This window comes from Salegentibacter agarivorans, from assembly GCF_900113135.1.
Taxonomy (GTDB): domain Bacteria; phylum Bacteroidota; class Bacteroidia; order Flavobacteriales; family Flavobacteriaceae; genus Salegentibacter; species Salegentibacter agarivorans.
Genome location: NZ_FOOH01000007.1, coordinates 1 through 26,097, shown reverse-complemented (window position 1 = coordinate 26,097; position 26,097 = coordinate 1). Strand labels below are relative to the sequence as shown.

19 protein-coding genes and 2 tRNA genes are annotated in these 26,097 nt (G+C 38.0%); 18 read left to right on the top strand and 3 right to left on the bottom strand.

Features of this window, described 5'->3' with window-relative positions; genetic code table 11:
• Positions 1-35 precede the first annotated feature (35 nt).
• From BM084_RS06585 to rpoC, 9 genes are all read left to right on the top strand, one after another.
• Positions 36-108 (top strand) — tRNA-Trp (locus BM084_RS06585).
• 19 nt (positions 109-127) lie between these two features.
• Positions 128-325: a preprotein translocase subunit SecE gene (secE, locus tag BM084_RS06580; RefSeq protein ID WP_075325997.1), complete on the top strand. Its 198-nt coding sequence runs from the start codon at positions 128-130 to the stop codon at positions 323-325.
• 10 nt (positions 326-335) lie between these two features.
• Positions 336-887, top strand: a complete 552-nt coding sequence (nusG, locus tag BM084_RS06575) for a transcription termination/antitermination protein NusG (protein ID WP_075325998.1) — start codon at positions 336-338, stop codon at positions 885-887.
• A 76-nt stretch (positions 888-963) separates the two neighbouring features.
• Positions 964-1,401 (top strand): 50S ribosomal protein L11, encoded by a 438-nt coding sequence (rplK, locus tag BM084_RS06570; protein ID WP_057482053.1) that lies wholly within the window; start codon positions 964-966, stop codon positions 1,399-1,401.
• Positions 1,402-1,419: 18 nt separating this feature from the next.
• A complete protein-coding gene (rplA, locus tag BM084_RS06565) occupies positions 1,420-2,118 on the top strand; it encodes a 50S ribosomal protein L1 (RefSeq protein WP_075325999.1) in 699 nt (232 codons plus the stop codon).
• 11 nt (positions 2,119-2,129) lie between these two features.
• On the top strand, positions 2,130-2,651 hold the full coding sequence (rplJ, locus tag BM084_RS06560; protein ID WP_075326000.1) for a 50S ribosomal protein L10: 522 nt from the start codon (positions 2,130-2,132) through the stop codon (positions 2,649-2,651).
• A 57-nt stretch (positions 2,652-2,708) separates the two neighbouring features.
• Positions 2,709-3,086, top strand: a complete 378-nt coding sequence (gene rplL / locus BM084_RS06555) for a 50S ribosomal protein L7/L12 (RefSeq protein ID WP_075326001.1) — start codon at positions 2,709-2,711, stop codon at positions 3,084-3,086.
• 130 nt (positions 3,087-3,216) lie between these two features.
• Entirely contained in the window at positions 3,217-7,029 is a 3,813-nt protein-coding gene (gene rpoB, locus BM084_RS06550) for a DNA-directed RNA polymerase subunit beta (protein ID WP_075326002.1), read from the top strand.
• Between the two features lie 73 nt (positions 7,030-7,102).
• The gene (gene rpoC, locus BM084_RS06545) at positions 7,103-11,404 is read left to right on the top strand and encodes a DNA-directed RNA polymerase subunit beta' (protein ID WP_093303793.1); all 4,302 of its coding nucleotides are present in this window, start codon (positions 7,103-7,105) and stop codon (positions 11,402-11,404) included.
• 230 nt (positions 11,405-11,634) lie between these two features.
• Here rpoC and BM084_RS06540 read toward each other — a convergent pair whose 3' ends face one another.
• Positions 11,635-15,288 (bottom strand): SNF2-related protein, encoded by a 3,654-nt coding sequence (locus BM084_RS06540; protein WP_093303790.1) that lies wholly within the window; start codon positions 15,286-15,288, stop codon positions 11,635-11,637.
• A 607-nt stretch (positions 15,289-15,895) separates the two neighbouring features.
• Between BM084_RS06540 and BM084_RS06535 the strand changes: the two genes are divergently transcribed.
• The 3 genes from BM084_RS06535 to BM084_RS06525 all read left to right on the top strand — a co-directional run bounded on the left by BM084_RS06535 (position 15,896) and on the right by BM084_RS06525 (position 19,008).
• Positions 15,896-16,213: a DUF3467 domain-containing protein gene (locus BM084_RS06535; RefSeq protein ID WP_093303787.1), complete on the top strand. Its 318-nt coding sequence runs from the start codon at positions 15,896-15,898 to the stop codon at positions 16,211-16,213.
• A gap of 360 nt (positions 16,214-16,573) precedes the next feature.
• Entirely contained in the window at positions 16,574-17,230 is a 657-nt protein-coding gene (locus BM084_RS19605; RefSeq protein ID WP_093303785.1) for a group II intron maturase-specific domain-containing protein, read from the top strand.
• Positions 17,231-17,421: 191 nt separating this feature from the next.
• Positions 17,422-19,008, top strand: coding sequence for a Ppx/GppA phosphatase family protein (locus BM084_RS06525; RefSeq protein WP_093303782.1), 1,587 nt, complete (start codon positions 17,422-17,424; stop codon positions 19,006-19,008).
• A gap of 16 nt (positions 19,009-19,024) precedes the next feature.
• Here the strand turns inward: BM084_RS06525 and BM084_RS06520 are convergent, their stop codons facing one another.
• Positions 19,025-20,395 carry an alanine/glycine:cation symporter family protein gene (locus tag BM084_RS06520; RefSeq protein WP_075326006.1) on the bottom strand — a complete coding sequence of 457 codons (1,371 nt, stop codon included), beginning with the start codon at positions 20,393-20,395 and terminating at the stop codon, positions 19,025-19,027.
• Positions 20,396-20,498: 103 nt separating this feature from the next.
• Positions 20,499-22,088: a peptide chain release factor 3 gene (locus tag BM084_RS06515; protein WP_093303779.1), complete on the bottom strand. Its 1,590-nt coding sequence runs from the start codon at positions 22,086-22,088 to the stop codon at positions 20,499-20,501.
• A gap of 146 nt (positions 22,089-22,234) precedes the next feature.
• Here BM084_RS06515 and BM084_RS06510 point away from each other — a divergent pair, with 146 nt between their 5' ends.
• The 6 genes from BM084_RS06510 (at position 22,235) to BM084_RS06485 (ending at position 25,723) form a co-directional block, all read left to right on the top strand.
• The gene (locus tag BM084_RS06510; protein WP_093303777.1) at positions 22,235-23,833 is read left to right on the top strand and encodes an OmpA family protein; all 1,599 of its coding nucleotides are present in this window, start codon (positions 22,235-22,237) and stop codon (positions 23,831-23,833) included.
• A gap of 95 nt (positions 23,834-23,928) precedes the next feature.
• On the top strand, positions 23,929-24,447 hold the full coding sequence (gene idi, locus BM084_RS06505) for an isopentenyl-diphosphate Delta-isomerase (RefSeq protein ID WP_075326009.1): 519 nt from the start codon (positions 23,929-23,931) through the stop codon (positions 24,445-24,447).
• A complete protein-coding gene (locus BM084_RS06500; protein ID WP_093303772.1) occupies positions 24,444-24,854 on the top strand; it encodes a 6-pyruvoyl trahydropterin synthase family protein in 411 nt (136 codons plus the stop codon). Before idi ends, BM084_RS06500 begins: the two co-directional genes overlap by 4 nt.
• Positions 24,855-25,313, top strand: coding sequence for a peroxiredoxin (locus tag BM084_RS06495; protein ID WP_093303769.1), 459 nt, complete (start codon positions 24,855-24,857; stop codon positions 25,311-25,313). It begins immediately after the preceding gene.
• 63 nt (positions 25,314-25,376) lie between these two features.
• Complete coding sequence (locus tag BM084_RS06490; protein ID WP_079714298.1) at positions 25,377-25,640, top strand: hypothetical protein; 264 nt, start codon at positions 25,377-25,379, stop codon at positions 25,638-25,640.
• A gap of 9 nt (positions 25,641-25,649) precedes the next feature.
• A tRNA-Thr gene (locus BM084_RS06485) sits at positions 25,650-25,723 on the top strand.
• The last annotated feature ends 374 nt before the right edge of the window (positions 25,724-26,097 follow it).

Below are 26,097 nucleotides of genomic sequence, written 5' to 3'. Positions count from 1 at the left end.
CGCTCGGGCGGGAAACCTTCATTTATATTATATTTACGGGTTTAGCTCAGTTGGTAGAGCACTGGTCTCCAAAACCAGGTGTCGGGAGTTCGAGCCTCTCAACCCGTGCAAATACCTTAAGAATCACATGGCAGGAATTGGCAATTATATATCAGAATCTTATAACGAATTAAAAAACCACGTTACCTGGACAAGCTGGCCCGAAGCACAGAGGCTAACCATCCTTGTAGCCGTTTTTTCTATTATTTTTTCACTGGCTATTTGGGGTGTAGATACCGTATTTAGTTCGGCTATCGAAGAATATTTCAAATGGATTAAATCTTAAAGATAGTAGGATGGCAGAAGGAAAGGAAAAAAAGTGGTATGTGGTTCGTGCCGTTAGCGGTCAGGAAAACAAGGTTAAAGACTATATTGAGAAAGAGGTTAACCATCTTGGGATGGAAGATTATCTGGATCAGGTTTTAGTTCCTACCGAAAAAGTTATCCAAATTAGAAATGGTAAGAAAGTAAACAAAGAACGTGTTTATTTTCCTGGGTATGTAATGATTCAGGCTAGTCTTGAAGGTGAAATGCCTCACGTGATTAAAAATATTAATGGCGTTATTGGATTTTTAGGCGAAACAAAAGGAGGAGATCCTGTGCCGCTTAGAAAATCTGAAGTTAATAGAATGCTTGGTAAAGTAGATGAACTTTCAGTAAAAACTGATAACGTAGCAATACCTTTTACTATTGGAGAAACCATAAAAGTTATAGACGGACCGTTTAATGGCTTTAATGGTACAGTAGAAAAGATAAATGAAGAAAAGCGTAAGCTTGAGGTAATGGTTAAGATTTTCGGAAGAAAAACACCATTGGAATTAAGCTATATGCAAGTAGAAAAAGTATAAAGATTTTAGTTACATATTTTTTGATGGTTTTTTAAAGCTTCCACTCTAACAAACTATCACCTTAAAAATTAAGAAAATGGCAAAAGAAGTAAGTAAAGTTGTAAAACTACAAGTTCGCGGAGGTGCTGCTAACCCATCACCACCAGTTGGACCTGCTTTGGGTGCTGCCGGGGTAAATATCATGGAATTCTGTAAGCAATTCAATGGTAGAACCCAGGATAAACAAGGTAAAGTATTGCCGGTTGCGATTACGGTTTATTCAGATAAGTCTTTTGACTTTGTGATTAAAACTCCTCCAGCTGCAGTACAATTGTTGGAAGCATCTAAGAACAAAAAAGGTTCAGGAGAACCAAACAGAAAGAAAATAGCAAGTGTTTCTTGGGATCAGGTTAGAACTATTGCAGAAGATAAGATGCAGGATTTAAATGCCTTCACCGTAGAATCTGCAATGAAAATGGTTGCTGGAACAGCTCGTTCAATGGGAATAACTGTAAAAGGTGATGCACCGTTTTAATCCAAAAAGAAATTAAAAATGGCAAAATTAACTAAAAAGCAAAAGGAAGCCCAATCTAAGATCGAGAGCAATAAAGCTTACTCGGTGGCAGAAGCTTCAGCTTTAATTAAAGAAGTTGCTAACGAAAACTTCGATGCATCTGTGGATTTAGCGGTTCGTTTGAATGTAGATCCAAGAAAGGCCAACCAAATGGTAAGAGGTGTTGTAACCCTTCCACACGGTACAGGTAAAGATGTAAAAGTACTTGCGTTAGTTACTCCAGATAAGGAAGAAGAGGCTAAAGAAGCCGGAGCCGATTATGTTGGTCTTGATGAATATCTTGACAAAATAAAAGGTGGATGGACAGATGTTGATGTAATTATCACTATGCCTAGCGTAATGGGTAAATTAGGACCTTTGGGACGAGTACTTGGACCAAGAGGATTAATGCCTAACCCAAAAACAGGAACAGTAACTATGGATGTTGCCAAAGCAGTATCTGATGTTAAAGCGGGTAAAATTGACTTTAAAGTTGATAAAACCGGTATTGTTCACGCTGGAATTGGAAAAGCATCTTTTGAAGCTGAAAAAATTGCTGGAAACGCGAGAGAATTATTAACTACTTTAGTGAAGTTGAAACCTCAGGCATCTAAGGGTGTGTATATTAAGAGTATACACATGTCTTCTACAATGAGCCCGAGCGTTCAGGTTGATACTAAAAGGTTCACTGAGCAATAATAGTATAGATTATGACAAGAGAAGAAAAATCAATAGTAATTGAAGATTTAACTGCCCAGTTAACAGATAATTCTGTGGTTTATTTAGCAGATATATCTGGCCTTGATGCCGGAACAACTTCAAACTTGCGTAGAGCTTGTTTTAAAGCTAACGTAAAGCTGGCTGTAGTTAAAAATACGTTGCTTGCTAAAGCGATGGAAGCTTCAGATAAAGAATTTGGAGACCTTCCTTCAGTATTAAAAGGCAACACTTCCATAATGTTTTCTGAAACCGGTAATGCACCGGCCAAAGTAATTAAAGAATTCAGAAAGAAAAACGAAAAACCACTTCTTAAAGGAGCTTTTGTTGAAGAAGCTGTTTATGTAGGAGACGAATATCTTGACGCACTTGTAAATATCAAGTCTAAAGAAGAGGTTATTGGAGATATCGTTGGACTATTACAATCACCTGCTAAGAATGTTATTTCAGCACTTAAGTCTGGTGGCGGTAAAATCTCTGGAATCCTTAAGACACTTTCAGAAAAGGAAGGATAAATTAGTACGCACTTTTTAACAAATATAAATTAAAGAACTTTTTAAAAACGATAGAAAATGGCAGATTTAAAAGAATTCGCAGAACAATTGGTTAACTTAACCGTAAAAGAAGTAAACGAGTTAGCTGATATTTTAAAAGAAGAATATGGTATAGAGCCTGCAGCTGCTGCAGTAGCTGTTGCTGGTGGCGGTGCTGCTGGTGGTGGTGAAGAAGCTGAAGAGCAGTCTGAATTTGATGTAATTCTTAAGGCTCCAGGTGGATCTAAACTAGCAGTTGTAAAACTTGTAAAAGAACTTACAGGTCTTGGTCTTAAAGATGCTAAAGCATTAGTAGATGGCGCACCAGCTCCAGTTAAAGAAGGAGTAGCTAAAGACGAAGCAGAAGCACTTAAAGCACAGCTAGAAGAAGCAGGAGCTGAGGTTGAGCTTAAATAAGCTTGCCAGCAGCAATATTATTTAGGTTTAGACCTCAGGAATTCGTTCCTGAAGGTCTAAACCCTTTTGCGTATATAGGGGATTAACTCCTTGCGCGCCCGTTTTTTTATAAATTATAATCCGTCCATTGATGTTAGCAAAGCAAACTGAAAGAGTGAGTTTCTCTTCTGTAAAGAACAGACCTGATTACCCCGACTTCCTGGATATCCAGATCAAGTCTTTTCAGGATTTCTTTCAACTAGAAACCAAATCAGAAGAGCGGGGAAATGAAGGTCTCTATAATACCTTCCTGGAAAACTTCCCAATTACGGACACCCGTAACCAATTTGTACTAGAATTTTTAGATTATTTTGTGGACCCGCCAAGATATTCCATTCAGGAGTGTATAGAGCGTGGTTTAACATATAGTGTGCCTCTTAAAGCAAGATTAAAACTATATTGTACCGACCCTGAACACGAAGATTTTGAAACCATCGTACAGGACGTTTACTTAGGAACTATACCTTATATGACTCCAAGTGGTACTTTTTGTATCAACGGGGCAGAACGTGTGGTAGTTTCTCAGCTTCACCGTTCACCAGGAGTTTTCTTTGGACAATCGTTCCACGCAAATGGAACAAAACTTTATTCTGCCCGTGTAATTCCTTTTAAAGGTTCATGGATAGAATTTGCTACCGATATTAACAGCGTTATGTACGCATATATCGATAGAAAGAAAAAATTACCTGTTACCACACTTTTCCGTGCCATAGGTTTTGAGCGCGATAAAGATATTTTAGAAATCTTTGACCTTGCAGAAGAGGTGAAAGTTTCAAAAACAGGACTTAAAAAAGTATTAGGTCGTAAACTTGCGGCCCGTGTATTGAATACCTGGTATGAAGATTTTGTAGATGAAGATACAGGAGAGGTAGTTTCAATAGAACGTAATGAGATCGTTTTAGATCGTGATACAGAACTTGAAAAAGAGCATATAGAAGAAATTCTTGAAACCGGAAGTAAAACTATTCTTCTTCATAAAGAAGATAATTCTACCGGAGATTATGCTATTATTCATAATACATTACAAAAAGACCCTACCAACTCTGAAAAAGAAGCGGTAGAACATATTTATCGTCAATTACGTAATGCAGAACCGCCAGATGAGGAAACTGCTCGTGGTATTATCGATAAATTATTCTTCTCAGATCAGCGTTACAGCCTTGGAGAAGTTGGTCGATATAGAATGAACAAAAAATTAGGTCTTGATGTTGCTATGGATAAGCAAGTGCTTACCAAAGAAGACATTATTACCATAATTAAATACTTAATCGAGCTTATTAATTCTAAAGCTGAGATTGATGATATTGACCACTTATCTAACCGTCGTGTTAGAACTGTAGGTGAGCAATTATCTCAACAGTTTGGAGTTGGTCTTGCTCGTATGGCACGTACCATTCGTGAAAGAATGAACGTTCGTGACAACGAGGTGTTTACCCCAATAGATTTGATTAATGCGAAGACATTATCTTCTGTGATTAACTCTTTCTTTGGTACCAACCAGTTGTCTCAGTTTATGGATCAAACCAACCCGCTTGCCGAAATTACACACAAGCGTAGACTTTCAGCATTAGGGCCAGGTGGTTTATCTAGAGAAAGAGCAGGGTTTGAGGTACGTGATGTTCACTATACTCACTACGGAAGACTTTGCCCAATTGAAACTCCTGAAGGTCCAAACATTGGACTTATTTCTTCACTTTCAGTTTATGCTAAAGTGAACGGAATGGGCTTCATTGAAACGCCATACCGTAAAGTAGAAAATGGAAAATTAGATTTTTCAGAAGAACCTATTTATTTAAGTGCAGAAGAGGAAGAGGACAAGAAAATTGCCCAGGCTAACATTCCACTTAAAGAAGATGGAACTATAGATTCTGAAAGAGTAATTGCTCGTATGGAAGGTGACTTCCCGGTAGTAGACCCAAAAGAAGTTCATTATACCGATGTTGCACCAAACCAGATTTCATCTATTTCGGCTTCGTTAATTCCGTTCCTGGAACATGATGATGCGAACCGTGCGTTGATGGGATCTAACATGATGCGCCAGGCATTACCATTATTGCAAGCCGATTCTCCAATTGTTGGAACCGGATTGGAACGCCAGGTAGCTACAGATTCTCGGGTATTGATTAATGCTGAAGGAGAAGGTGAAGTAGAATATGTAGACGCTAAGAAAATTATTATAAAGTACGATAGAACTGAAGAAGAACGTATGGTAAGCTTTGATAGCGATTCAAAGTCTTATGATCTTATTAAGTTCCGTAAAACCAACCAGGGTTCTTCTATTAACCTTAAGCCAATTGTTAGGGTAGGAGATAGAGTAACTAAAGGTCAGGTTTTATGTCAGGGTTACGCTACAGAAGCCGGGGAACTTGCTTTAGGTAGAAATATGAAGGTTGCCTTTATGCCCTGGAAAGGTTACAACTTTGAGGATGCGATTGTAATTTCAGAAAAAGTGGTTAGAGAAGATATCTTTACTTCTATCCATATTGATGAATACTCACTCGAAGTTCGTGATACAAAATTAGGTAACGAAGAATTAACCAACGATATTCCTAACGTTTCAGAAGAGGCTACTAAAGACCTTGATGAACACGGAATGATTAGAATTGGTGCAGAGGTTAAACCTGGCGATATTCTTATTGGTAAGATTACTCCAAAAGGAGAAAGCGATCCAACACCAGAAGAAAAATTACTTCGTGCTATCTTTGGAGACAAGGCCGGTGATGTAAAAGATGCATCGCTTAAAGCTTCTCCTTCTTTAAATGGTGTGGTAATAGAGAAGAAACTCTTTGCCCGTGCTATTAAAGATAAACGTAAAAGAGCTCAGGATAAAGAAGATGTTGCCGCGCTTGAGAAAAAGTACGACGCTAAATTCGCCAATTTAAAAGCTGAACTTGTAGATAAGTTATTCGCTATTATAGGCGGAAAAACTGCTCAGGGAGTTCAAAATGATCTTGGAGAAGAGGTAATGCCAAAAGGTAAGAAGTATACGTTGAAAATGCTTAATGCAGTAGACGATTATACTCACTTAACTCACGGTACCTGGACTACAGATGATCACTTAAACACTTTGGTAGCAGATCTTATTCATAACTATAAGATTAAGGAAAACGATCTTCAGGGTAACTTGAGAAGAGAGAAGTTTACCATCTCTGTTGGAGATGAACTTCCTTCTGGTATCCTTAAACTTGCTAAGGTTTACATCGCTAAAAAGCGTAAACTAAAAGTAGGTGATAAAATGGCGGGACGTCACGGTAACAAAGGTATTGTTGCAAGAATAGTTCGCCAGGAAGATATGCCATTCCTTGATGATGGTACACCGGTTGATATTGTGTTGAACCCACTTGGGGTACCTTCACGTATGAACATTGGTCAGATCTACGAAACTGTACTTGGATGGGCAGGACAAAAGCTTGGTAATAAATATGCAACTCCAATTTTTGATGGAGCTACCATAGACCAGATTAATGAGCTTACTGATGAAGCTGGAATTCCAAGATACGGGCATACCTATCTTTATGACGGTGGAACAGGAGATCGTTTTGACCAACCTGCAACAGTAGGGGTAATCTATATGTTGAAATTAGGACATATGATTGAAGATAAGATGCACGCCAGATCTATTGGACCATACTCGCTTATTACTCAGCAACCACTTGGTGGTAAAGCACAATTTGGTGGTCAGCGTTTTGGTGAGATGGAGGTTTGGGCACTTGAGGCTTATGGAGCATCAAGCACCCTGCGTGAAATCTTAACAGTGAAGTCAGATGATGTGATAGGAAGGGCTAAAACTTACGAGTCTATCGTAAAAGGAGAGCCTATGCCAGAACCCGGCCTGCCGGAATCTTTCAACGTACTTATGCACGAATTGAAAGGTCTTGGTTTGGATATTAAATTAGAAGAATAAAATACTGTTTTAAAGGGGCGTTACGGCGCCCCAAAAACAGATTTTTCACAATAATTATAGCAGCAGAGTTATTATGGCTAGAAATAATGATAAGAATACAGTAAAGAGATTTGATAAAATCTCTATCGGTTTGGCTTCCCCGGAATCTATCCTCGCAGAATCTCGTGGTGAAGTTCTAAAACCGGAGACTATCAATTATCGTACGCACAAACCCGAACGTGACGGTTTGTTTTGTGAGCGTATTTTTGGTCCTGTAAAGGATTACGAATGTGCCTGCGGTAAATATAAAAGAATACGTTACAAAGGAATTGTTTGTGACCGTTGTGGGGTAGAAGTAACCGAAAAACAAGTACGTAGAGACCGTGTTGGGCACATTAATTTGGTAGTTCCTGTAGCACATATCTGGTATTTCCGTTCTTTACCTAATAAAATTGGATACTTGCTTGGTCTTCCATCTAAGAAATTAGATATGATCATTTACTACGAGCGTTACGTAGTAATTCAAGCCGGTATTGCTAAAAACGAAGAAGGTGAACCATTAAAGAAAATGGATTTCCTTACTGAAGAAGAATATCTAAACGTTTTAGATAGCCTTCCGCAAGAAAATATGTATTTAGAAGACAGCGACCCAAATAAGTTTATCGCTAAAATGGGAGCCGAATGTCTTATTGAAATACTAAGAAGAATAGATCTTAACGAACTTTCTTACGAGTTAAGACACAAGGCAAATAACGAAACTTCAAAACAACGTAAAACCGAAGCGCTTAAACGTCTTCAGGTTGTAGAAGCTTTCCGTGATGCCAATAATAATCGCGAGAATCTTCCAGAATGGATGATTATGAAAGTGGTTCCTGTAATTCCACCAGAATTACGACCTCTTGTACCTCTTGATGGTGGGCGTTTCGCGACTTCAGATTTAAATGATCTTTATAGAAGAGTTATTATTCGTAACAACCGTCTAAAAAGATTAATGGAGATCAAAGCTCCTGAAGTGATTTTACGTAACGAAAAACGTATGCTTCAGGAATCTGTAGATTCATTGTTTGATAACACAAGAAAATCTTCAGCGGTAAAAACAGACTCTAACCGTCCGTTAAAATCGCTTTCAGATTCTCTTAAAGGTAAGCAGGGACGTTTCCGTCAAAACTTACTTGGTAAACGTGTAGATTATTCAGCACGTTCGGTAATTGTTGTAGGACCTGAGTTGAAGATGCACGAATGTGGTCTTCCAAAGAACATGGCAGCTGAACTTTACAAACCTTTTGTAATTAGAAAACTAATTGAAAGAGGAATTGTAAAAACAGTAAAATCTGCCAAGAAAATAATAGATAAGAAAGAGCCGGTAGTATGGGATATCCTGGAGAATGTTCTTAAAGGACACCCTGTATTGCTTAACCGTGCTCCTACGCTTCACCGTTTAGGTATACAGGCATTCCAGCCAAAACTTATTGAAGGGAAAGCGATACAATTACACCCATTAGCCTGTACGGCATTTAACGCCGATTTTGATGGTGACCAGATGGCGGTTCACTTACCGCTTGGGCCAGAGGCTATTTTAGAAGCTCAGTTATTAATGCTTGCTTCTCATAATATCCTTAACCCTGCAAACGGTTCACCTATTACAGTACCATCTCAGGATATGATTCTTGGTCTTTATTATATGACCAAGTCTAGAAAATCTACAGACGAGGTTAAGGTTAAAGGGGAAGGACTTACTTTCTATTCTGATGAAGAAGTGGTAATCGCTTACAACCAGAAGAGAGTAGACCTTAATGCCGAAATCAAGATTCGCGCTAAAGATTTTAATGAAGTAGGTGAGTTAACTTACCAAATTATAGAAACTACAGTTGGTAGAGTATTATTTAACCAGGCTGTACCAGAAGAAGTTGGATATGTGAATACAGTATTAACCAAGAAAAACCTTAGGGATATTATTGGTGATGTATTGGCTAAAACCAGTGTTCCTGCTACAGGTGAATTCCTTGATGCTATTAAGGAAATGGGTTATGGGTACGCTTTCCGTGGTGGACTTTCCTTCAGTTTAGGTGATATTATTATCCCTGAAGAGAAGCAAACTATGATTGATGAAGCTAACGAGCAGGTTGAAGGTATTGTAGGAAACTATAATATGGGTCTTATTACTAATAACGAGCGTTACAACCAGGTAATTGATATCTGGACTTCTACCAATGCCGGTCTAACCGAATTGGCTATGAAACGTATTCGTGAAGATAAGCAAGGTTTCAACTCTGTGTTTATGATGCTTGATTCTGGTGCTCGTGGATCTAAAGAACAGATTCGTCAGTTAACCGGTATGCGTGGTCTTATGGCCAAGCCTAAGAAATCTAACTCTGGTGGAGGTGAAATTATTGAAAACCCAATTCTTTCTAACTTTAAAGAAGGGCTTTCAATTCTTGAGTACTTTATCTCTACTCACGGTGCACGTAAAGGACTTGCCGATACCGCACTTAAAACTGCCGATGCTGGTTACTTAACCCGTAGACTGGTAGATGTTTCGCAAGATGTTATTGTAAATGAAGAAGACTGCGGAACTTTAAGAGGAGTAGAAGTTAGACCACTTAAAAAGAACGAAGAAATTGTAGAATCTCTTGGAGAACGTATTTTAGGACGTATTTCTCTTCACGATGTTCTTAATCCTTCTAATAATGAACTTTTAGTAGCCTCAGGCGAAGAAATTACTTCAGAAATTGTTACAAAAATTGAAAACGCTCCAATAGAAAGCGTTGAAGTAAGATCTCCATTAACCTGTGAAGCTAAAAAAGGAATTTGTGTAAAATGTTACGGAAGAAACCTTTCTACCAATAAACTGGTACAAAGAGGTGAAGCTGTAGGTGTTGTTGCTGCGCAATCTATTGGAGAGCCAGGTACACAGTTAACACTACGTACATTCCACGTGGGAGGTATTGCAGGTAACATTTCAGAAGATAATAAACTTGAGGTTAAATTTGACGGTATAGCCGAAATTGAAGACCTTAAAGTTGTGAAAGGAGAAGCTCCAGATGGTAGCCAGTCTGAAATTGTGATTTCACGAACTGCCGAGCTTAAAGTAAAAGATAAGAAAACCGGAGTGGTATTGAGTAATAATAACATTCCTTATGGTTCTCAAATCTTTATAGATAACGGTGCTGAAGTTTCTAAAGGTGACGTAGTTTGCCAGTGGGATCCTTATAACGGGGTTATTATTTCAGAATTTGCCGGTAAGATTAAATATGAAAACGTTGAACAGGGTGTAACTTACCAGGTAGAGATAGATGAGCAAACAGGATTCCAGGAAAAAGTAATTTCTGAATCTCGTAACAAAAAGCTTATTCCAACTTTACATATTTTAGGTAAAAAGGATGAAGTGATTCGTTCTTATAACCTTCCGGTTGGTGCCCACCTTATGGTAGACAATGAAGAAAAAATAAGTGTTGGTAAGATTTTGGTTAAGATTCCGCGTAAATCATCTAAAGCAGGGGATATTACCGGTGGTCTTCCAAGGGTAACCGAGTTGTTTGAGGCTCGTAACCCATCTAACCCAGCAGTTGTTAGTGAGATTGATGGTGTTGTTTCCTTCGGAAAAATTAAAAGAGGTAACCGCGAGATTATCGTAGAGTCTAAATTGGGAGAGGTTAAGAAATACCTAGTGAAGTTATCTAACCAGATTCTTGTTCAGGAAAACGATTATGTTCGTGCAGGTATGCCACTTTCTGATGGATCTGTTACTCCAGAAGATATTCTTAATATCAAAGGACCAAACGCGGTACAACAGTATCTTGTAAACGAAGTTCAGGAAGTTTACCGACTCCAGGGTGTGAAAATTAATGATAAGCACTTTGAAGTTGTTGTAAGACAAATGATGCGTAAGGTTAGAATTCAGGATCCGGGAGATACTATTTTCTTAGAAAACCAACTTGTTCATAAATCAGATTTCATCGAGGAGAACGATAAAGTCTTCGGAATGAAAGTGGTTGAAGATGCTGGAGATTCAGAGAATTTAAGACCAGGACAAATCGTTTCACCAAGAGAACTTAGAGATGAGAACTCATTGTTAAGACGTGAAGATAAAAACCTTGCAACTGCAAGAGACGTAACTGCTGCAACCGCTACACCGGTTCTTCAGGGTATTACTCGTGCATCGCTACAAACAAAATCGTTTATTTCTGCGGCTTCCTTCCAGGAAACTACCAAAGTATTAAACGAGGCTGCCGTAAGCGGTAAGATCGATAAACTTGAAGGATTGAAAGAAAATGTAATTGTAGGACATAGAATTCCTGCAGGTACAGGTATGCGTAAGTACGATAGCATTATCGTTGGTTCTAAAGAAGAATTTGACGAAATGATGGAACACAAGCAAGAAGTTAATTATAACTAATGCCTATAAAAGAGCCGCAAACGCGGCTCTTTTATTTTTAATTAAGCACAGGAAATCCCGACTTTAGATCGGGATTTCTTGGTTTTTATAATAGAGGTTAAAAATACTTTTGTTCCTTAATATCAAAACCGGTCTTTAAAAGTTCGGACTAATAGAAGTATATTTTATTATCTTTCAACACCTTTCTTCAGAACCTAGTGTATCGATGATATCCAGAATTTTTGATCTTTCTATATCAGCTTCAATAGATCATCTTTAGTTAACTGTTTGAAGAACCCGGAATCGGTGTGAATGAGCTCTTCTACTAATTTCTTTTTCCGGTCTTGCAACTCTATGATTTTCTCTTCGATGGTATTAGGAGTAATCATACGCACAGCTACAACCTTATTGGCTTGTCCAATCCGATAAGCACGATCTATTGCCTGGTTTTCAACGGCGGGGTTCCACCAGGGGTCGACGATGAAAACATATTCTGCCGCTGTTAAATTGAGTCCTGTGCCCCCGGCTTTTAAACTGATGAGAAAAACCCGCGTCTGCTCATCTTCCTGAAATATTTCAACCTGTTCTTGGCGTTTTCTGGTTTTACCGCTGAGGAAAGCATATTTTATCGTTTCCTGGTCCAGACGTTCCTTAATTAACTCTAACATTCCAACGAACTGTGAGAAAATCAGCACCTTGTGTTCACTTTGTAGGTTTAAGACCTGTGTGATCAACTCGTCCAATTTGGCCGACTGGCTTCCATAATATTCCTGGTCGGAAAGCAGGGCAGGGGAATTACAAATTTGTCGCATTTTTGTTAAGCCCTGTAAAATATGCATACTGGATGCTTTTAATTCTTCATCACTGCTATTGTTGAGATATTGCTGAAATTCTTTTTTATAAATATCATATACGCGGCGTTGTTCCTTGCCCATTTCGCAATAAACTATCATTTCTGTTTTCTCCGGGAGTTCTGTAGCGACTTCTTTTTTAGTTCGCCTCAAAATAAAGGGATGTACTTTTTGCTGAAGTTCCTTCGCCCTGGATTCATCTTGGAATTTGTCAATCGGTGTTGAATAGTCGGCAGCAAATTGTTTGGCATTCCCAAAAAGTCCGGGCATGGCAAAAGAAAGTTGGGAAAATAGGTCAAAGGTATTGTTTTCTACCGGGGTTCCTGTTGCCACAATTCGTTGTCTTGCCTTGAGCAATCGTGCCGCTTTATAACGTTTTGAGGCAGGGTTTTTTATTGCTTGGGATTCGTCAAGAACAATCACGTTAAAACTAATATTTTTTAAAATTTCAGCATCGTTCAACATAGTTCCATAGGAGGTGATAAGTACCTCATATTCTTCAAATGGGATATTTTTTGTCTCACGGTTGATTCCGTAAATAATTTTATACTTGAGTTTCGGTGCAAACTTTTTAATTTCAATTTCCCAGTTGTGTAGAAGGGAGGTGGGAACGATCACTAAGTTTGGATTTTTGTTCCCTTTCTCAATTTGAACCAGGAAATAAGCTATAATTTGAATAGTTTTACCTAATCCCATATCATCTGCCAGGCAACCGCCGAACCCAAATTCATCCAAAAAATTCAACCAATTCAAACCTTCTTTCTGATAATCCCGTAAGCTGGCTTTTAAATTCTTCGGTATTTTTACATTCCGGATGGAATGAAAATTGGCCAATTTATCCCGGTAATTTTCTAATTCTATTTTTACTTCGGACGACAATACTTCTTTTTCAAAAAGTTCATCCACCAGTCCAAAATGAGATTTGTGTGTGCGGATCGCATCATCTTTAATTTCCCCGGAACGGAAATAGCGACTGAATTTTTCTACCCAATCCTCAGGCAAAATTCCTTTAGAGCCGTCGCCTAATTTTACATAGCGGTTTTTATTAATTATGGATTTGCGTATTTCCTTCAATCCTACTTTTTGATTCCCAAAGCTGATATTGGTATGAATGTCGAACCAGTCAATACCGGATTTTACCGAAGCCTGTACCTGCATTTTGTTTGGGTTCAGGTTGTTGCTTTTTAACTGTTTGAATCCCAGGATAGTATAGCCGTGTTCACGCCAGGCTTCAAAAGCATCAATAAACCAACCCTTATCCAAAAACTCTTGTTTATGTAAATAATAAAATTCATTTTGCGGATTATCGTCAAAATCGAGGTGTTGCGCTTGAATATTGCGTTTAAACCTATGTTCCATGCTTTCATTTCGGTCGACGACGTACATTTTTCCTTTTTCATCTTCGGTATAGATATTTCGCCTGGAAAGAATGGGCGCCTCAATTTCTCCGTAACGAATAACCGGGGTAATAAGAATATAATCATCTGATTCGGATAAGTAAACCATATGTTCGGTAACCTGGTCCAGAAATTTTTCTTTTCTGACTTTCTCTGGTACTTTTTTTATAAAATCATACTTTACTTTAACGGCTTGCTCCAAAGGGTCTAAAAGTTCTTTTTTAAGTTGTAGGAATTGAACCTGGGTTAAATATATTTCGTGCTTTTTCTGCCGGAAAAATGCCAGGAGCTTATTTACCTCTTCATTTTTAATAAAATAAAAGTTGTGGTCAATCTCGAAATAATTTCCTACCTGCAAAATGTTATAGGAGAAATAATTATGTCCGTTGATTTTAAAATTAAGTTTTAAGACATACAAATTATTTTTTTGTTCCACTTGCACTGTGGTATCAAAATCTTCTATCAGAAACCGAACAGGCCTGATTTTTCCCGGGGTTATTTTTCTGTTGCGCCAATCAGGTTCAAAATAGTAGAATTGTAAATTGAAAGGATTTTTTAGAATATGAGGGTCAACAGAAAAATCCAGGCTATAATTTTCCTGTTGTAAAAGAGAAGTAATGAATAAAAATTCTTCTGGTTGCGAAAGCGTTTTTAATTTGTCTTGCAGGTTTAGCGGCCGAATTGGTGATTTGATCCGACCACTTTTTGTCAAAGCTGCTTCCATTAATTGAAACTTAAAACGAGTGCCTTGCTGGTCCTCCGCTAAGATAAATTCTATTTTATTATCTTCTGAAATGGAGGGGGGAAATTTGAAATCCGGGAGCAATTCCTTTTTGAGATTTATTAGGTCCGGTTTAGTAAGCGATAAAAAGCTATGTTTAGCTTCTATATATATTCTATCATATCTTTGGTAAATTGTGTAAAATTCATCTGGATTATTAATATCTCCCAGCCCCTGGGCGTCTGCTTTTTGTTTAATGAGCTGAAAGCGACTTTTTTCATCAAAGGATAATAGGAGCCCTTCTGATTCAGGTATTTTTAATAGGACAAAGGAAAGGTGAAGACAAAGTAGATCAGAATTATTTGAACAGCTACATTCCAAAAGAAGATTCCTGTCCTCCTGAATGATTTTTAGGTCGAAAAAATTCCTATAGGATTCGCTGATTCTAGCAACCAGAACATTGGGCAGTATCTTAGCTTCAATTAAATTTAATAAATAGTTCCACCTGGAATTATCTGGGGTAATGGAAATGCTCTGGAGATCCGGGACTGTTAATTCTAAGATATTCTGATTCTCAAGGATAAAAGTTTTGCCTTCTTTTATTAATGAAAGATCCGAAAGCTCCAGGGAATTAATGGAATGAGTTTGACTTGAAAGCACTTCTTGTTGTACCCGGCTATCGGCTTCCACCAGAACGTTTACAATATGCTTGCAATATCCTCCCTGGTCATAAGGGCAGGTGCAGTGGGCGGCGATTACTTCATTGGTGTTGAAGGTGATGGCAACATGGTAACGAGTGGAACCCCAAACTTCGGCTTGTATATCATTAGTGCCTACTTCCAGACTGGTGATTAAGGAATCAGCGTAGCGACTTCGGGTTTTTACCGTCGTGTTATTTTGTATAAAGGTTTGAAAGGGTTTATGAGAGAGCTTCATGTTCACTGTCTTTGCCGGAAATTTTAAAAGTAAATTTAATAAACCGGAACGAATGGAATCATAGAAAAAAAGTAAAAAAAATTATATCGGTTGGGAAAATTAGTGGTTTAATAAACTTTCAGAAAACTGTTTAAAAATGAACTCAATTTAATTGCTTGTTATGGTTTAATAATAAAATCGGAGATATACTTTATAACTACGAAAGAGCAGTTGATATGTAGCAATATTTTTCGATGGTTTAGCGCTAGTCGGAGAGTTATAGCTAAGGGACAACTGGTATTTATGATTTCCACCTTTGGGTTCAGTTGGAAATATCAAATTATGATCGTCTACGGCCTAATATTTTTAAAGATTGGGTCCAGGCTTACACCTATGATCTTCTGTAGCTGATCCGGTCTATTTGTCATCGTGGTTTTTTTTGTACTTTTAACCTATTGAAAAGGTTTGTAAAGATATATCAATTATCCTTTACTGCTTTGATGTTCTGCTTTTTCAGGAGGGGCTATAATTAAGCGTCATCTGGTATAGACTTACTTGCAGCAACTTCTATTGATGTCCTGAATGAAATGATTATATTCTAAGAATTAAATTTAAAATAATTATACTAATGAGTGAAGAAAAAAAGAAACCTAAAAAAGGTCAGATAAATATAGAACTTGACGAAGCCGTAGCTGAAGGAACTTATTCCAATTTAGCTATAATCAATCATTCGGTTTCAGAATTTGTAGTTGATTTTGTGAATATTATGCCGGGGAGACCGAAGAGTAAAGTAAAATCCCGAATTATTCTAACTCCACAACACGCCAAACGCTTATTGAAAGCTTTAAACGATAATATTCATCGATTTGAAAAAGCCCACGGTGAAATTAGGGATTACGAAAAAGCACCAATGCCATTAAACTTTGGTCCAACCGGCCAGGCTTAATCCAGGTTTATAATATATTCTGGAAACCCACGGAAGTTTTATCTCCGTGGGTTTTTTGTGGTGTGCCGTGCATGGCATATCACTTGACGGTGCAAGTCCGTTATGGGGGTTTATAGCTACCTACCATTAGCCAACGGCAAGGGTATCCATCGTGAGTTGGAATCTGAAGGAAGCCTGCGGCAAAGTTCCGATCCGAGGAACACGAACATCATATAAGGCATATCTGATCTGGATGAGCTTGCCATACAAAGCGAAGTCCTAAAGCTATACGGAGATCAGGGTGTAGATGATGCGGGTATATGGAATGAAAGTGATATGTCTTACCGCGGGAGATCTCACAGACATAGGTGAAACAGCCGTATGATGCGCGAGTATCACGTACGGATCTGGGAGAGGCTCAGGGGGCGGTTCCTTGGGCCTACTCGATTGATGATCGTCTGCAAAAGTAAGCTAAGCGCGGAGCGGACGCTAAGGAATATTATTCCTTTTATCGAGGATAAGTTATTCCTTAAAGTGAATAAGGGGAAAACCAATGTGTCTAATATCTCTAAAACTAAATTCCTCGGATACACCTTCTACCGATATAAAGGAAAAGGCAGACTCCGAGTCCACCCTATCAGTATCCAAAAGATGAAACGACGTATAAAGTTGTTGACGTCAAGGAGCAACGGGTGGGGTGAGGCCAGACGAAAGGAGGCACTCAACCAATTTATCAGAGGTTGGGTAAACTACTTTAAACTGGCTGATATGAAAAGTCTAATGCAGAAAGTAGACCTATGGTATCGCAGAAGGTTACGAATGTGTATCTGGAAAAGATGGAAACTCATACGAACCCGACTAAGGAATCTCCGAAAATTAGGGATATCCAACTCTAAAGCGCTAAAACTGGCTTCAACAAGAAAAGGATACTGGAAAATATCAGGAACTCCTACGCTTAATGTTGCAATAACCAAAGAGCGCCTAAGAGAAGCGGGGTACACTTTCTTACTGGATTCTTTTCTAAAGTGGAATACATAAATTAAGAAACCGCTCAGTACGGACCCGTACGCTGAGTGGTGTGAGAGGACAGATAGGGAACAATAATCTTAATAAGATAATCCCTATCTTCCTACTCGATTGACTTAAAACAGCGAAAAGATTTTAATAAATATTACCTAATTTAGAAGTACAACAACCTGAAGGATACTTCAGTTTAAAATTGCGAGACAATGGCAAAAAACGCTTCCAATTCTAAACCTAAAAAGCGCATAGCTGCAATAGACCTTGGTACCAATTCATTCCACGCAGTGTTGGTAGATATATATCCCGATGGTAGTTTCCGTACCGTGAATAAATTAAAAGAGATGGTTATTCTCGCTGAAAAAGGTCTGGAAGATAGATTAAGCCGGGATGCAATGGACCGCGGGTTGGAAGCGCTTAAACGAATAAAATTTTTATGCGATAGCCATAAAGTTGAAAATATTCTCGCTTTTGCCACCAGTGCTATTCGGGAGGCAAAAAATGGAGGCGATTTTATTAAAGAAGTAGGAGAAAATGTTGGGATAAGAGTAAGAGCAATTTCCGGAAAAATGGAAGCCGAAATGATTGGGCTGGCCATTAGACATAGCATTGTTTTAGGAGATGAAATGGTGCTTATGGCCGATATTGGTGGTGGTAGCGTTGAATTTATTATTGGTAACCAAAAAGAATTTATTTATTATAATAGTTTAAAACTGGGTGTGGCAAGAATGGCCGCTGGGTTTGTAGATTCAGATCCTATAGAAGAAAAAGACGTTAAAAAGCTTCAAAAGCATTTTGCCAAAGAACTTGCTGAAGTGTTGAAATTGGCCAAAAAACATAAAGTAAAGACCATTATTGGTTCTTCGGGAACTATGGAGAATATTGGCGAAATGGTAGCCAATAGAAATTCTATTACTGCCAAAAGAAGCCTTAACGAACTGGAGTTTAGCGCAGCCGACTTTAAAGATTTATATAAGGATTTTATTAAACTGAATAAAAAAGATCGTCTTAAAGAAAAAGGCCTGGAAGAAAAAAGGGTGGATATTATAAACCCCGGAATGGTTTTGCTGAATTTTCTGATAGATAAATTTAAGATTGAAAATATTAAAATTTCTGAAGGTGCACTTCGGGAAGGTATGATCTTAAACTTCATCAACAATCAAAAAGAGCAACTCAACCTTGATCTTGTAGCCAGTTTTAAAGATCCCAGACGCAGAAGTATTTACGAACTATTAAGAAAATGTAACTGGCCTGAAAAACATTCCCGGCACGTTTCAAATTTTGCATTGCAGCTTTTTGATGAATTTAAAGAAGAATTAAAATTAAAAGAATCAGACAGGGAATTGCTGGAGTATGCCAGTTTAATGCACGATATAGGGTATTATATTTCTTATAGAAAACATCATAAACACGCTTTGTATCTTATTCGGTATTCAGATTTACTGGGTTTTAAAGAAGATGAAGTAAATATTATGGCAAATGTTGCCAGGTATCATAGAAAATCAACACCAGCTAAGCGCCACGAACATTATAAACAATTAAATAAAAAAACTCGAAAGCGGGTAAAGAAACTTTCAGCAATACTTAGAGTTGCTGATGGTTTGGATAGAAGCCATTATCAAAATGTAGAAAAATTGGAAATCAATAATAAGAAGAACAAAATTCAATTAATTATCACCACACATAGTGATCCCGAACTAGAAATATGGGGAACTTTAAGAAAAGGCGACTTACTAGAAAAACTAACTGATAAGAAACTTGAAGTTTTTCATGTTGTTGAAAATGAAAAAAAATAATTCAGCGGAGTATACCCTAATCTTTATATTTCTTAAAATAAATTCGCGCAGCTTTCATCACTCGGGGCGCAAGGATTAAAGTAGAGATCATCGTTGGTATTGCCATTAAAGCGAAAAAACCATCAATTAAATTAATCATCATACTTAAAGAAGTAGTTGCACCTAAGAGGATACTAATAATATAAAAATAGTTATAATAATGTTTGTTTTCAGCCCCTGCCAGGTAAGAAAGACATTTTGTTCCGTAGTAAGAGAAGGAGAACAAAGAGGAAATACTAAAAGCGGCTATACAAAGTAATAACAGGTAATCTCCCACATAAGGAATAGAATCTTCAAAAGCGGCTGCGGTAAGACTTACACCATTTACATCTGTAGTCTGCCAAATTCCCGTTACCAGGATACATAGAGCAGTAAGTGTACAAACCACCAGCGTATCAATTGCCGGCCCCAACATTGCTACTAATCCTTCTCGCACAGGTTCAGAAGTTTTACTCGCTCCGTGAGCCATTGTGGCGGTTCCTATCCCTGCTTCATTAGAAAAAGCACCTCTTCTTACTCCCAGGATTATTAAGCCGCCAAGAACGCCGCCAAGCATAGGCTCCCCTTTATAATTTTCGGCAGCAAAAGCATCAGTGAAAATCGTTGAAAAGTAATAAGGAACAACATCGTAATTAACGATTAATATAATAATTACCGAAACAAAATAGAGGGCTACCATTGCAGGTACCAATCTTGAAACAGTTTTGCTTATTCGCTGTAATCCACCAAGAATTACTACTGAAGTAAGGATGACTAAAATAATACCGATAATAAGGTTTGTACCAAAACCGGTGGGAATATTATTAGGTTCTAAAAGAATAAAATTAATAGCCTGCGTAAGCTGGTTTACATTGAAAACCGGTAATGCTCCAATAAGCCCAGCAACACTAAAAAAGATGGCCATAAACTTCCATTTCTTTCCAAGGCCTTCTTCAATAAAATACATCACCCCACCCTGGATATTTCCCTGAGTATCTTTACCACGATACATAACCGCAAGAGTGTTGGTAAAAAATTTAGTCGCCATACCCACAACTGCACTAACCCAAAGCCAGAAAATGGCACCAGGGCCACCTAAAGCGATAGCCACGGCTACGCCAGCAATATTTCCCATTCCTACAGTAGAGGAGAGGGCAGTAGAAAGTGATTGGAAATGATTGATTTCCCCGGGATCATTAGGGTTATTATATTTTCCTCGTAAAAGGTCTAAGGAATGTCCTAAATATCGAAAGGGAAGAAAATTAGATAAAATAAGCAGATAAAGTCCGCCTCCAATTAATAAAATTACCAAAGGAAGTCCCCAAACCGCCGAAGCAAATTGGGAGACAAATTCATCTAATTGATTCATAAAACCTTAATTATGCTGAAAATATATGAAATTAAGTCCTATTAAACACAGCGTACTAATAGGTTTCTTTCAATCTAAGCATTACTGGTTTAGAATCAGAAACTTAAAATTCTGAAGTAAAATGGAATTTAATTGAACGATACTTGTCCTGCGTCATTTGTAATGAAAATTGGGAATCTGCTAAGAATACCAATTGTCCCTTTTTATCCTTCGCAAGGAATTTAGCTTTTACACGCTTAAAATCTTTAAATTCTTCGCTTTTTTCATCTTCAGCTTCTACCCAGGTAGCTTTGTAAACGTTTAGATTTTCGTAGGTACATTTGGCGCCGTATTCGTGCTCCAGCCTGTATTGAATAACTTCAAACTGAAGCGCTCCCACTGTTCCAATAATCTTTCTTCCGTTGAGTTCTAATGTAAAAAGCTGCGCTACACCTTCATCCATCAACTGGTCAACTCCTTTAGCGAGCTGTTTCGATTTCATTGGATCGGCGTTGTTGATATATCTAAAATGTTCTGGAGAGAAACTTGGAATTCCGCGGTAATTTAAATTTTCACCTTCGGTAAGTGTATCACCAATTTTGAAATTTCCGGTATCGTGTAAGCCTACAATATCACCGGGATAAGAAACATCTACAATTTCTTTCTTTTCAGCAAAAAAGGCGTTTGGACTGGAAAACTTAAGATTCTTATTGTGTCTCACGTGCAAATAAGCTTTATTTCGCTCAAACTTTCCGGAAACGATCTTTACAAAAGCCAGCCTGTCGCGGTGTTTAGGATCCATATTCGCGTGAATCTTAAACACAAAACCGGTAAATTTATCTTCATCTGGTTTTACCAGGCGTTCTTCACTTTCTTTTGGTCTTGGAGTTGGAGCGATGTTAATAAAGCAATCTAGCAATTCACGAACTCCAAAATTATTTAAAGCCGAACCAAAAAACACGGGCTGCAATCGGCCTTCCAGGTAAGCTTCTTTATCGAATTCAGGGTAAACGCCCTGGGCAAGTTCGAGTTCTTCTCTTAAATTATCGGCCGCCTTACTTCCAATAAGTTCATCTAATTCTTCAGAAGTTAAATCGGAAATTTCAATAGTATCTTCAATATCTTTTTTAGGATCACCGGTAAATAAGTTTACATTTTTCTCCCAAATATTATAAATTCCTTTAAAATCGTAACCCATCCCAATAGGGTAGCTTAGCGGCGTTACGGTAAGATTTAATTTTTGTTCAATTTCATCCAGTAATTCAAAAGCGTCCTTCCCTTCCCGGTCCATTTTATTAATAAAAACGATCATCGGGATATTTCGCATTCTACAAACCTCTACCAGTTTTTCAGTTTGTTCCTCTACACCTTTTGCAACATCTATCACCACAATAACGCTATCTACAGCCGTTAAGGTTCTAAAAGTATCTTCAGCAAAATCCTTGTGGCCCGGAGTATCCAGGATATTGATTTTAATATTTTTATATTCAAAAGCTAAAACCGAAGTCGCTACCGAAATTCCCCTTTGGCGTTCAATCTCCATAAAGTCACTTGTAGCGCCTTTTTTGATCTTGTTAGATTTTACCGCCCCGGCTTCCTGGATAGCACCACCAAATAGCAGCAGTTTCTCAGTAAGCGTGGTTTTACCGGCATCGGGGTGAGAAATAATCCCAAAAGTTCTTCTTCGTTTTAGTTCTTTTTGAAAACTTTTCATCTATAAAATTTAGAGCAGCAAAAGTACTATTATTTTGAAGAAATTTAAGGATAAATTATTTACTCCTTTGGGGAAGAGCCTTCAGCATTTCAGTAAAAATCTATTAAAAACTTACGGCTTTAAAAACATTCAGTAATTTTACAATTATGGGGCAGTATTTTATAAGATCAATAGTTTTTTTGAGTTTGCTATTTTCGGACTACCATTGCTTTGGGCAGGGAACTGAACAGGTAATAGCTCCCGGTGCCTATGTTATAAATATGGGCTCAAAACCTCAAACCGCAAAGAATTCTTTGCAAGCTTATGGATTGCTCTATAATTTGCTTAAAAATGAAAAAATTGAAGTAAAATGGATCATTAACCCCCGGAAAGAAAAAGACGGGGTAGATTTTAACTATAAGGATACTGATTTTAAAGGGAGTGCTTTTATTATTCCGGTTTCTTATATCACAGAAGATATTAAAAACTTAATTGCAGCCTGGGAAGAGAAAGGAATTGTGGGAATTTATTTAGAAGAAGCTATTCGCGTGCCAGTTTTTACTAGCCTATCGGTCGCTCCAAGATGGACCCTGGATAGAGAAAATGGTTATATAGCTGTACCGTTTTTTAAAGCGGCGGCAATTCCTGAAGAAGCTTATGGTGGGAATAGCAGTAAAAACTGGAAGTCTCCGGAAGATCTTGGAGTTTGCGACGATATTTTTGTAATGCCCCATGCCGATCCTGCTTTTTCAACCCATAAAAATCTTTATAATTGGAATAGTAAATATAAAGGAGCAATTTGGGCCGGTTGTCACGCCGTAAGTATATTAGAAAATCTTACCGGAAATATTAAGCTGAAAGAGAGTGATAGCACAGAATTTGTTCAGTTAAATTTTTTGAGTTCCGGGTTCCCGGGAGCACAAAGTGCAGGTTTAATTCCCTATAAAAAACATAGACACGGCACGCCCCCTTATCTAAACTTACTACCGGCCGATCCTGTTGCGCAATACATTGGCAGCCCAGATGCTGCACATCTCAATGGTTCTGAAAGAATTTTTTTTCCGAAGAAAATAAACAGGTGGCGAAGAGAAACAAAGAAAATTGTAATAGATGAAGATGCGCCAGATATTCCTGAGATCGCTGAAGATACCGCGGTAGTTGCAGCTTACGGTCCTGCTTTTGGAAACCCAGAAAATGGATTGGTTATGTACCAGGCAGGGCATAGTATTTATGGAAAAGGACCTTCAAATATTGCAGCATTGCGGGCCTTCTTTAACTGGAGTTTTTATGCTACAGAGATTAAACGAAGAAAGAATGTGCTGGAATTCGGAAATTTGGAAGGTAGGCCGGTGCTGGACGCTAAAGTAGGCGATGATCTTGCAGGAATATTGCGCCTAAAGCCTATTCATTTTGATTTGGATAAAGCCGAAATTAGAAAAAGTGATACCCAGGCCCTGGATAGTATTGCAACATTTATGAAAACGCATCCAGAATTATTGCTTGATATTAGGTCGCATACAGATAGCCGGGCAAATGATAGCTATAATATGGAACTTTCTGAAAGAAGGGTTGAAGCCACATTTAAGTATTTAACCGAAAAAGGAATTTCTAAAGACCGAATTACGGGGAGAGGATATGGCGAAACAGAGCTTTTAAATAATTGTGGAAATAACAGTAATTGTACTGAAACCGGGCACGAAGAAAATAGGAGATCAGAATTTATTCTGGCTATAGATTGTGATATTTACGCAAAAAACGAATTTTAAAGGATTTTACTTGTAAATAATTCAACATAATTTTAGGAAATGTAGACTTGTAAAACCCCCGCTTCATTTCGTACATTTGGCACTCAAAGAAAAAAATGGGAACAGATAAAGTAATATTAGTAAACGAAAACGACGAGCAAATTGGAGTGATGGAGAAGATAGAAGCTCACGAAAAAGCTTTACTTCATCGGGCATTTTCAGTCTTTGTTTTTAATGAGAAGGGCGAGTTAATGATCCAGCAACGCGCACATGCTAAATATCATTCTCCAGGATTATGGACTAACACTTGTTGTAGCCACCAAAGAGAAGGGGAGAGCAATGTTGCTGCGGGAAAAAGAAGACTTCAGGAAGAAATGGGCTTTAGCACAGATTTAAAAGAAATTATGTCTTTTATTTATAAAGCGCCTTTTGATAACGGACTTACAGAGCACGAATTCGATTATATTTTGATTGGGAATTATGAAGATGATCCCAACCCTAATCCCGATGAAGTGGCCAGTTGGAAATGGATGAGCCTGGATGCTATAAAATCTGATATGGAAGTAAATCCCGGTGTTTATACCGAATGGTTCAAGATTATTTTTGACAAATATTATTCAAGTATTCAAAAATGAGATTAAGCGTACATAGAAAAGCTCATTTTAATGCGGCGCATAGGTTATATCGCAAAGATTGGAGTGATGAAAAGAACCTTCAGGTTTTTGGGAAATGCAGTAACCCGCACTATCATGGGCACAATTATGATCTAATTGTAAAGGTTACCGGTGAAATAGACCCGGAAACTGGTTTTGTAATGGATCTAAAACGGCTTAAAGATCTTATTTATGAAGAAGTTGAAGTACCTTTTGACCATAAGAACTTAAACGAAGAGGTGCCACCTTTTAACAATCTAAATCCTACGGCTGAAAATATTGCGGTAGTAATTTGGAATAAAATAAGGGAAAAATTAAAACCTGCGCTCGATTTGGAGATCACTTTATACGAAACTCCAAGAAATTACGTAACCTATAAAGGAGAATAGATGGCACTTAAAATTGGAGATAAATTACCGAGGTTAACTTTAAAAGATCAGGACGGGGAAAACTACCATTTTTCCAGGGTAGAAGATAAAGCTTTGGTAATCTTTTTCTATCCAAAAGATTTTACTCCCGGTTGTACCAAAGAAGCCTGTAGTTTTAGAGATCATTATGAAGAGTTTCAGGATTTGGGAGCAGAAGTAATTGGGATAAGTACAGATAATGAAAACTCTCATAAAAAATTTGCTACTAAACATCAACTTCCGTTTGTGTTACTTTCTGATAAGGAAAAGCGAGCGATACAGGCGTTTGGGGTAAAAGCAGGTTTATTGGGTCTGCTCCCGGGTAGGGAAACTTTTGTTTTTGATAAGAATAAAAGATTGATCCATAGATTTAATAGTATGGGAGCTTCACAGCATATTCCCGAGGCACTTAATTCACTAAAGGAAATTCAGGAAAAATAATTTTAGTCTTGCTGTAATTTGTATTAAAAAATAGCCTAAATTCGCAGCCGAAATTTAAGTGATATGGCAAGTAAGAGATTATTAAAAAGAGATGTGAATTACGTAATGGGAGACATTATTGATGCAGCATACATACATCAAATGGCTAACCCTGATGACGCATCTAAAACTGAAGCGATTGTAGACGAAGCCATTGCAGATTTTGATGAATTGATCACTAAGATCAACCAAAAAGATGTAGAGAATAAAAAGCAACATTTTAAAGCAGTATCAAAAGAGCTGGAAGCAAAAGCTGAAGCCTTAATTGCGAAAATAAACGCTTTATAAAGATTACTGGCCGATGTAGCTCAGCTGGCTAGAGCAGCTGATTTGTAATCAGCAGGTCGTGGGTTCGAGTCCCTCCATCGGCTCTAAAAACCTCTCAATTTTTTGAGAGGTTTTTTGTTTGCCCTGCATGCAAACAATTCCGAGGCTTGAAAGAAAGCCCGCTCACCTGATCGGAGGGAAGAGCAATGTAAAGTCAAGTGCGTCACTGGCAACGGTGGTGTGTGAAGGAAGACCTAGCAAGTTAGTGGAACATAGAGAAATCGAACCGATTCTGGCATATATTGGGGGTAAGGTTGCAAAAAGTGCCGATGCCCAAAATCCGAATAGCAATATATGTTAAAACGGATGGCTTCACTAACAGGAATGTTTGCTTAACGGGGGAAGCCTGATTATTCGCCTTTCCAGGCTAAGCAGAAACAAGTCGAGAGACAAGGATTTGTTATGGAAAATCAGGTGG

What these genes read in the sequence shown, in the direction of transcription:
- secE (WP_075325997.1), top strand. Translation starts at nt 128, where the DNA reads ATGGCAGGAATTGGCAATTATATATCAGAATCTTATAACGAATTAAAA.
- nusG (WP_075325998.1), top strand. Translation starts at nt 336, where the DNA reads ATGGCAGAAGGAAAGGAAAAAAAGTGGTATGTGGTTCGTGCCGTTAGC.
- rplK (WP_057482053.1), top strand. Translation starts at nt 964, where the DNA reads ATGGCAAAAGAAGTAAGTAAAGTTGTAAAACTACAAGTTCGCGGAGGT.
- rplA (WP_075325999.1), top strand. Translation starts at nt 1,420, where the DNA reads ATGGCAAAATTAACTAAAAAGCAAAAGGAAGCCCAATCTAAGATCGAG.
- rplJ (WP_075326000.1), top strand. Translation starts at nt 2,130, where the DNA reads ATGACAAGAGAAGAAAAATCAATAGTAATTGAAGATTTAACTGCCCAG.
- rplL (WP_075326001.1), top strand. Translation starts at nt 2,709, where the DNA reads ATGGCAGATTTAAAAGAATTCGCAGAACAATTGGTTAACTTAACCGTA.
- rpoB (WP_075326002.1), top strand. Translation starts at nt 3,217, where the DNA reads ATGTTAGCAAAGCAAACTGAAAGAGTGAGTTTCTCTTCTGTAAAGAAC.
- rpoC (WP_093303793.1), top strand. Translation starts at nt 7,103, where the DNA reads ATGGCTAGAAATAATGATAAGAATACAGTAAAGAGATTTGATAAAATC.
- BM084_RS06540 (WP_093303790.1), bottom strand. Translation starts at nt 15,288, where the DNA reads ATGAAGCTCTCTCATAAACCCTTTCAAACCTTTATACAAAATAACACG.
- BM084_RS06535 (WP_093303787.1), top strand. Translation starts at nt 15,896, where the DNA reads ATGAGTGAAGAAAAAAAGAAACCTAAAAAAGGTCAGATAAATATAGAA.
- BM084_RS19605 (WP_093303785.1), top strand. Translation starts at nt 16,574, where the DNA reads ATGATGCGCGAGTATCACGTACGGATCTGGGAGAGGCTCAGGGGGCGG.
- BM084_RS06525 (WP_093303782.1), top strand. Translation starts at nt 17,422, where the DNA reads ATGGCAAAAAACGCTTCCAATTCTAAACCTAAAAAGCGCATAGCTGCA.
- BM084_RS06520 (WP_075326006.1), bottom strand. Translation starts at nt 20,395, where the DNA reads ATGAATCAATTAGATGAATTTGTCTCCCAATTTGCTTCGGCGGTTTGG.
- BM084_RS06515 (WP_093303779.1), bottom strand. Translation starts at nt 22,088, where the DNA reads ATGAAAAGTTTTCAAAAAGAACTAAAACGAAGAAGAACTTTTGGGATT.
- BM084_RS06510 (WP_093303777.1), top strand. Translation starts at nt 22,235, where the DNA reads ATGGGGCAGTATTTTATAAGATCAATAGTTTTTTTGAGTTTGCTATTT.
- idi (WP_075326009.1), top strand. Translation starts at nt 23,929, where the DNA reads ATGGGAACAGATAAAGTAATATTAGTAAACGAAAACGACGAGCAAATT.
- BM084_RS06500 (WP_093303772.1), top strand. Translation starts at nt 24,444, where the DNA reads ATGAGATTAAGCGTACATAGAAAAGCTCATTTTAATGCGGCGCATAGG.
- BM084_RS06495 (WP_093303769.1), top strand. Translation starts at nt 24,855, where the DNA reads ATGGCACTTAAAATTGGAGATAAATTACCGAGGTTAACTTTAAAAGAT.
- BM084_RS06490 (WP_079714298.1), top strand. Translation starts at nt 25,377, where the DNA reads ATGGCAAGTAAGAGATTATTAAAAAGAGATGTGAATTACGTAATGGGA.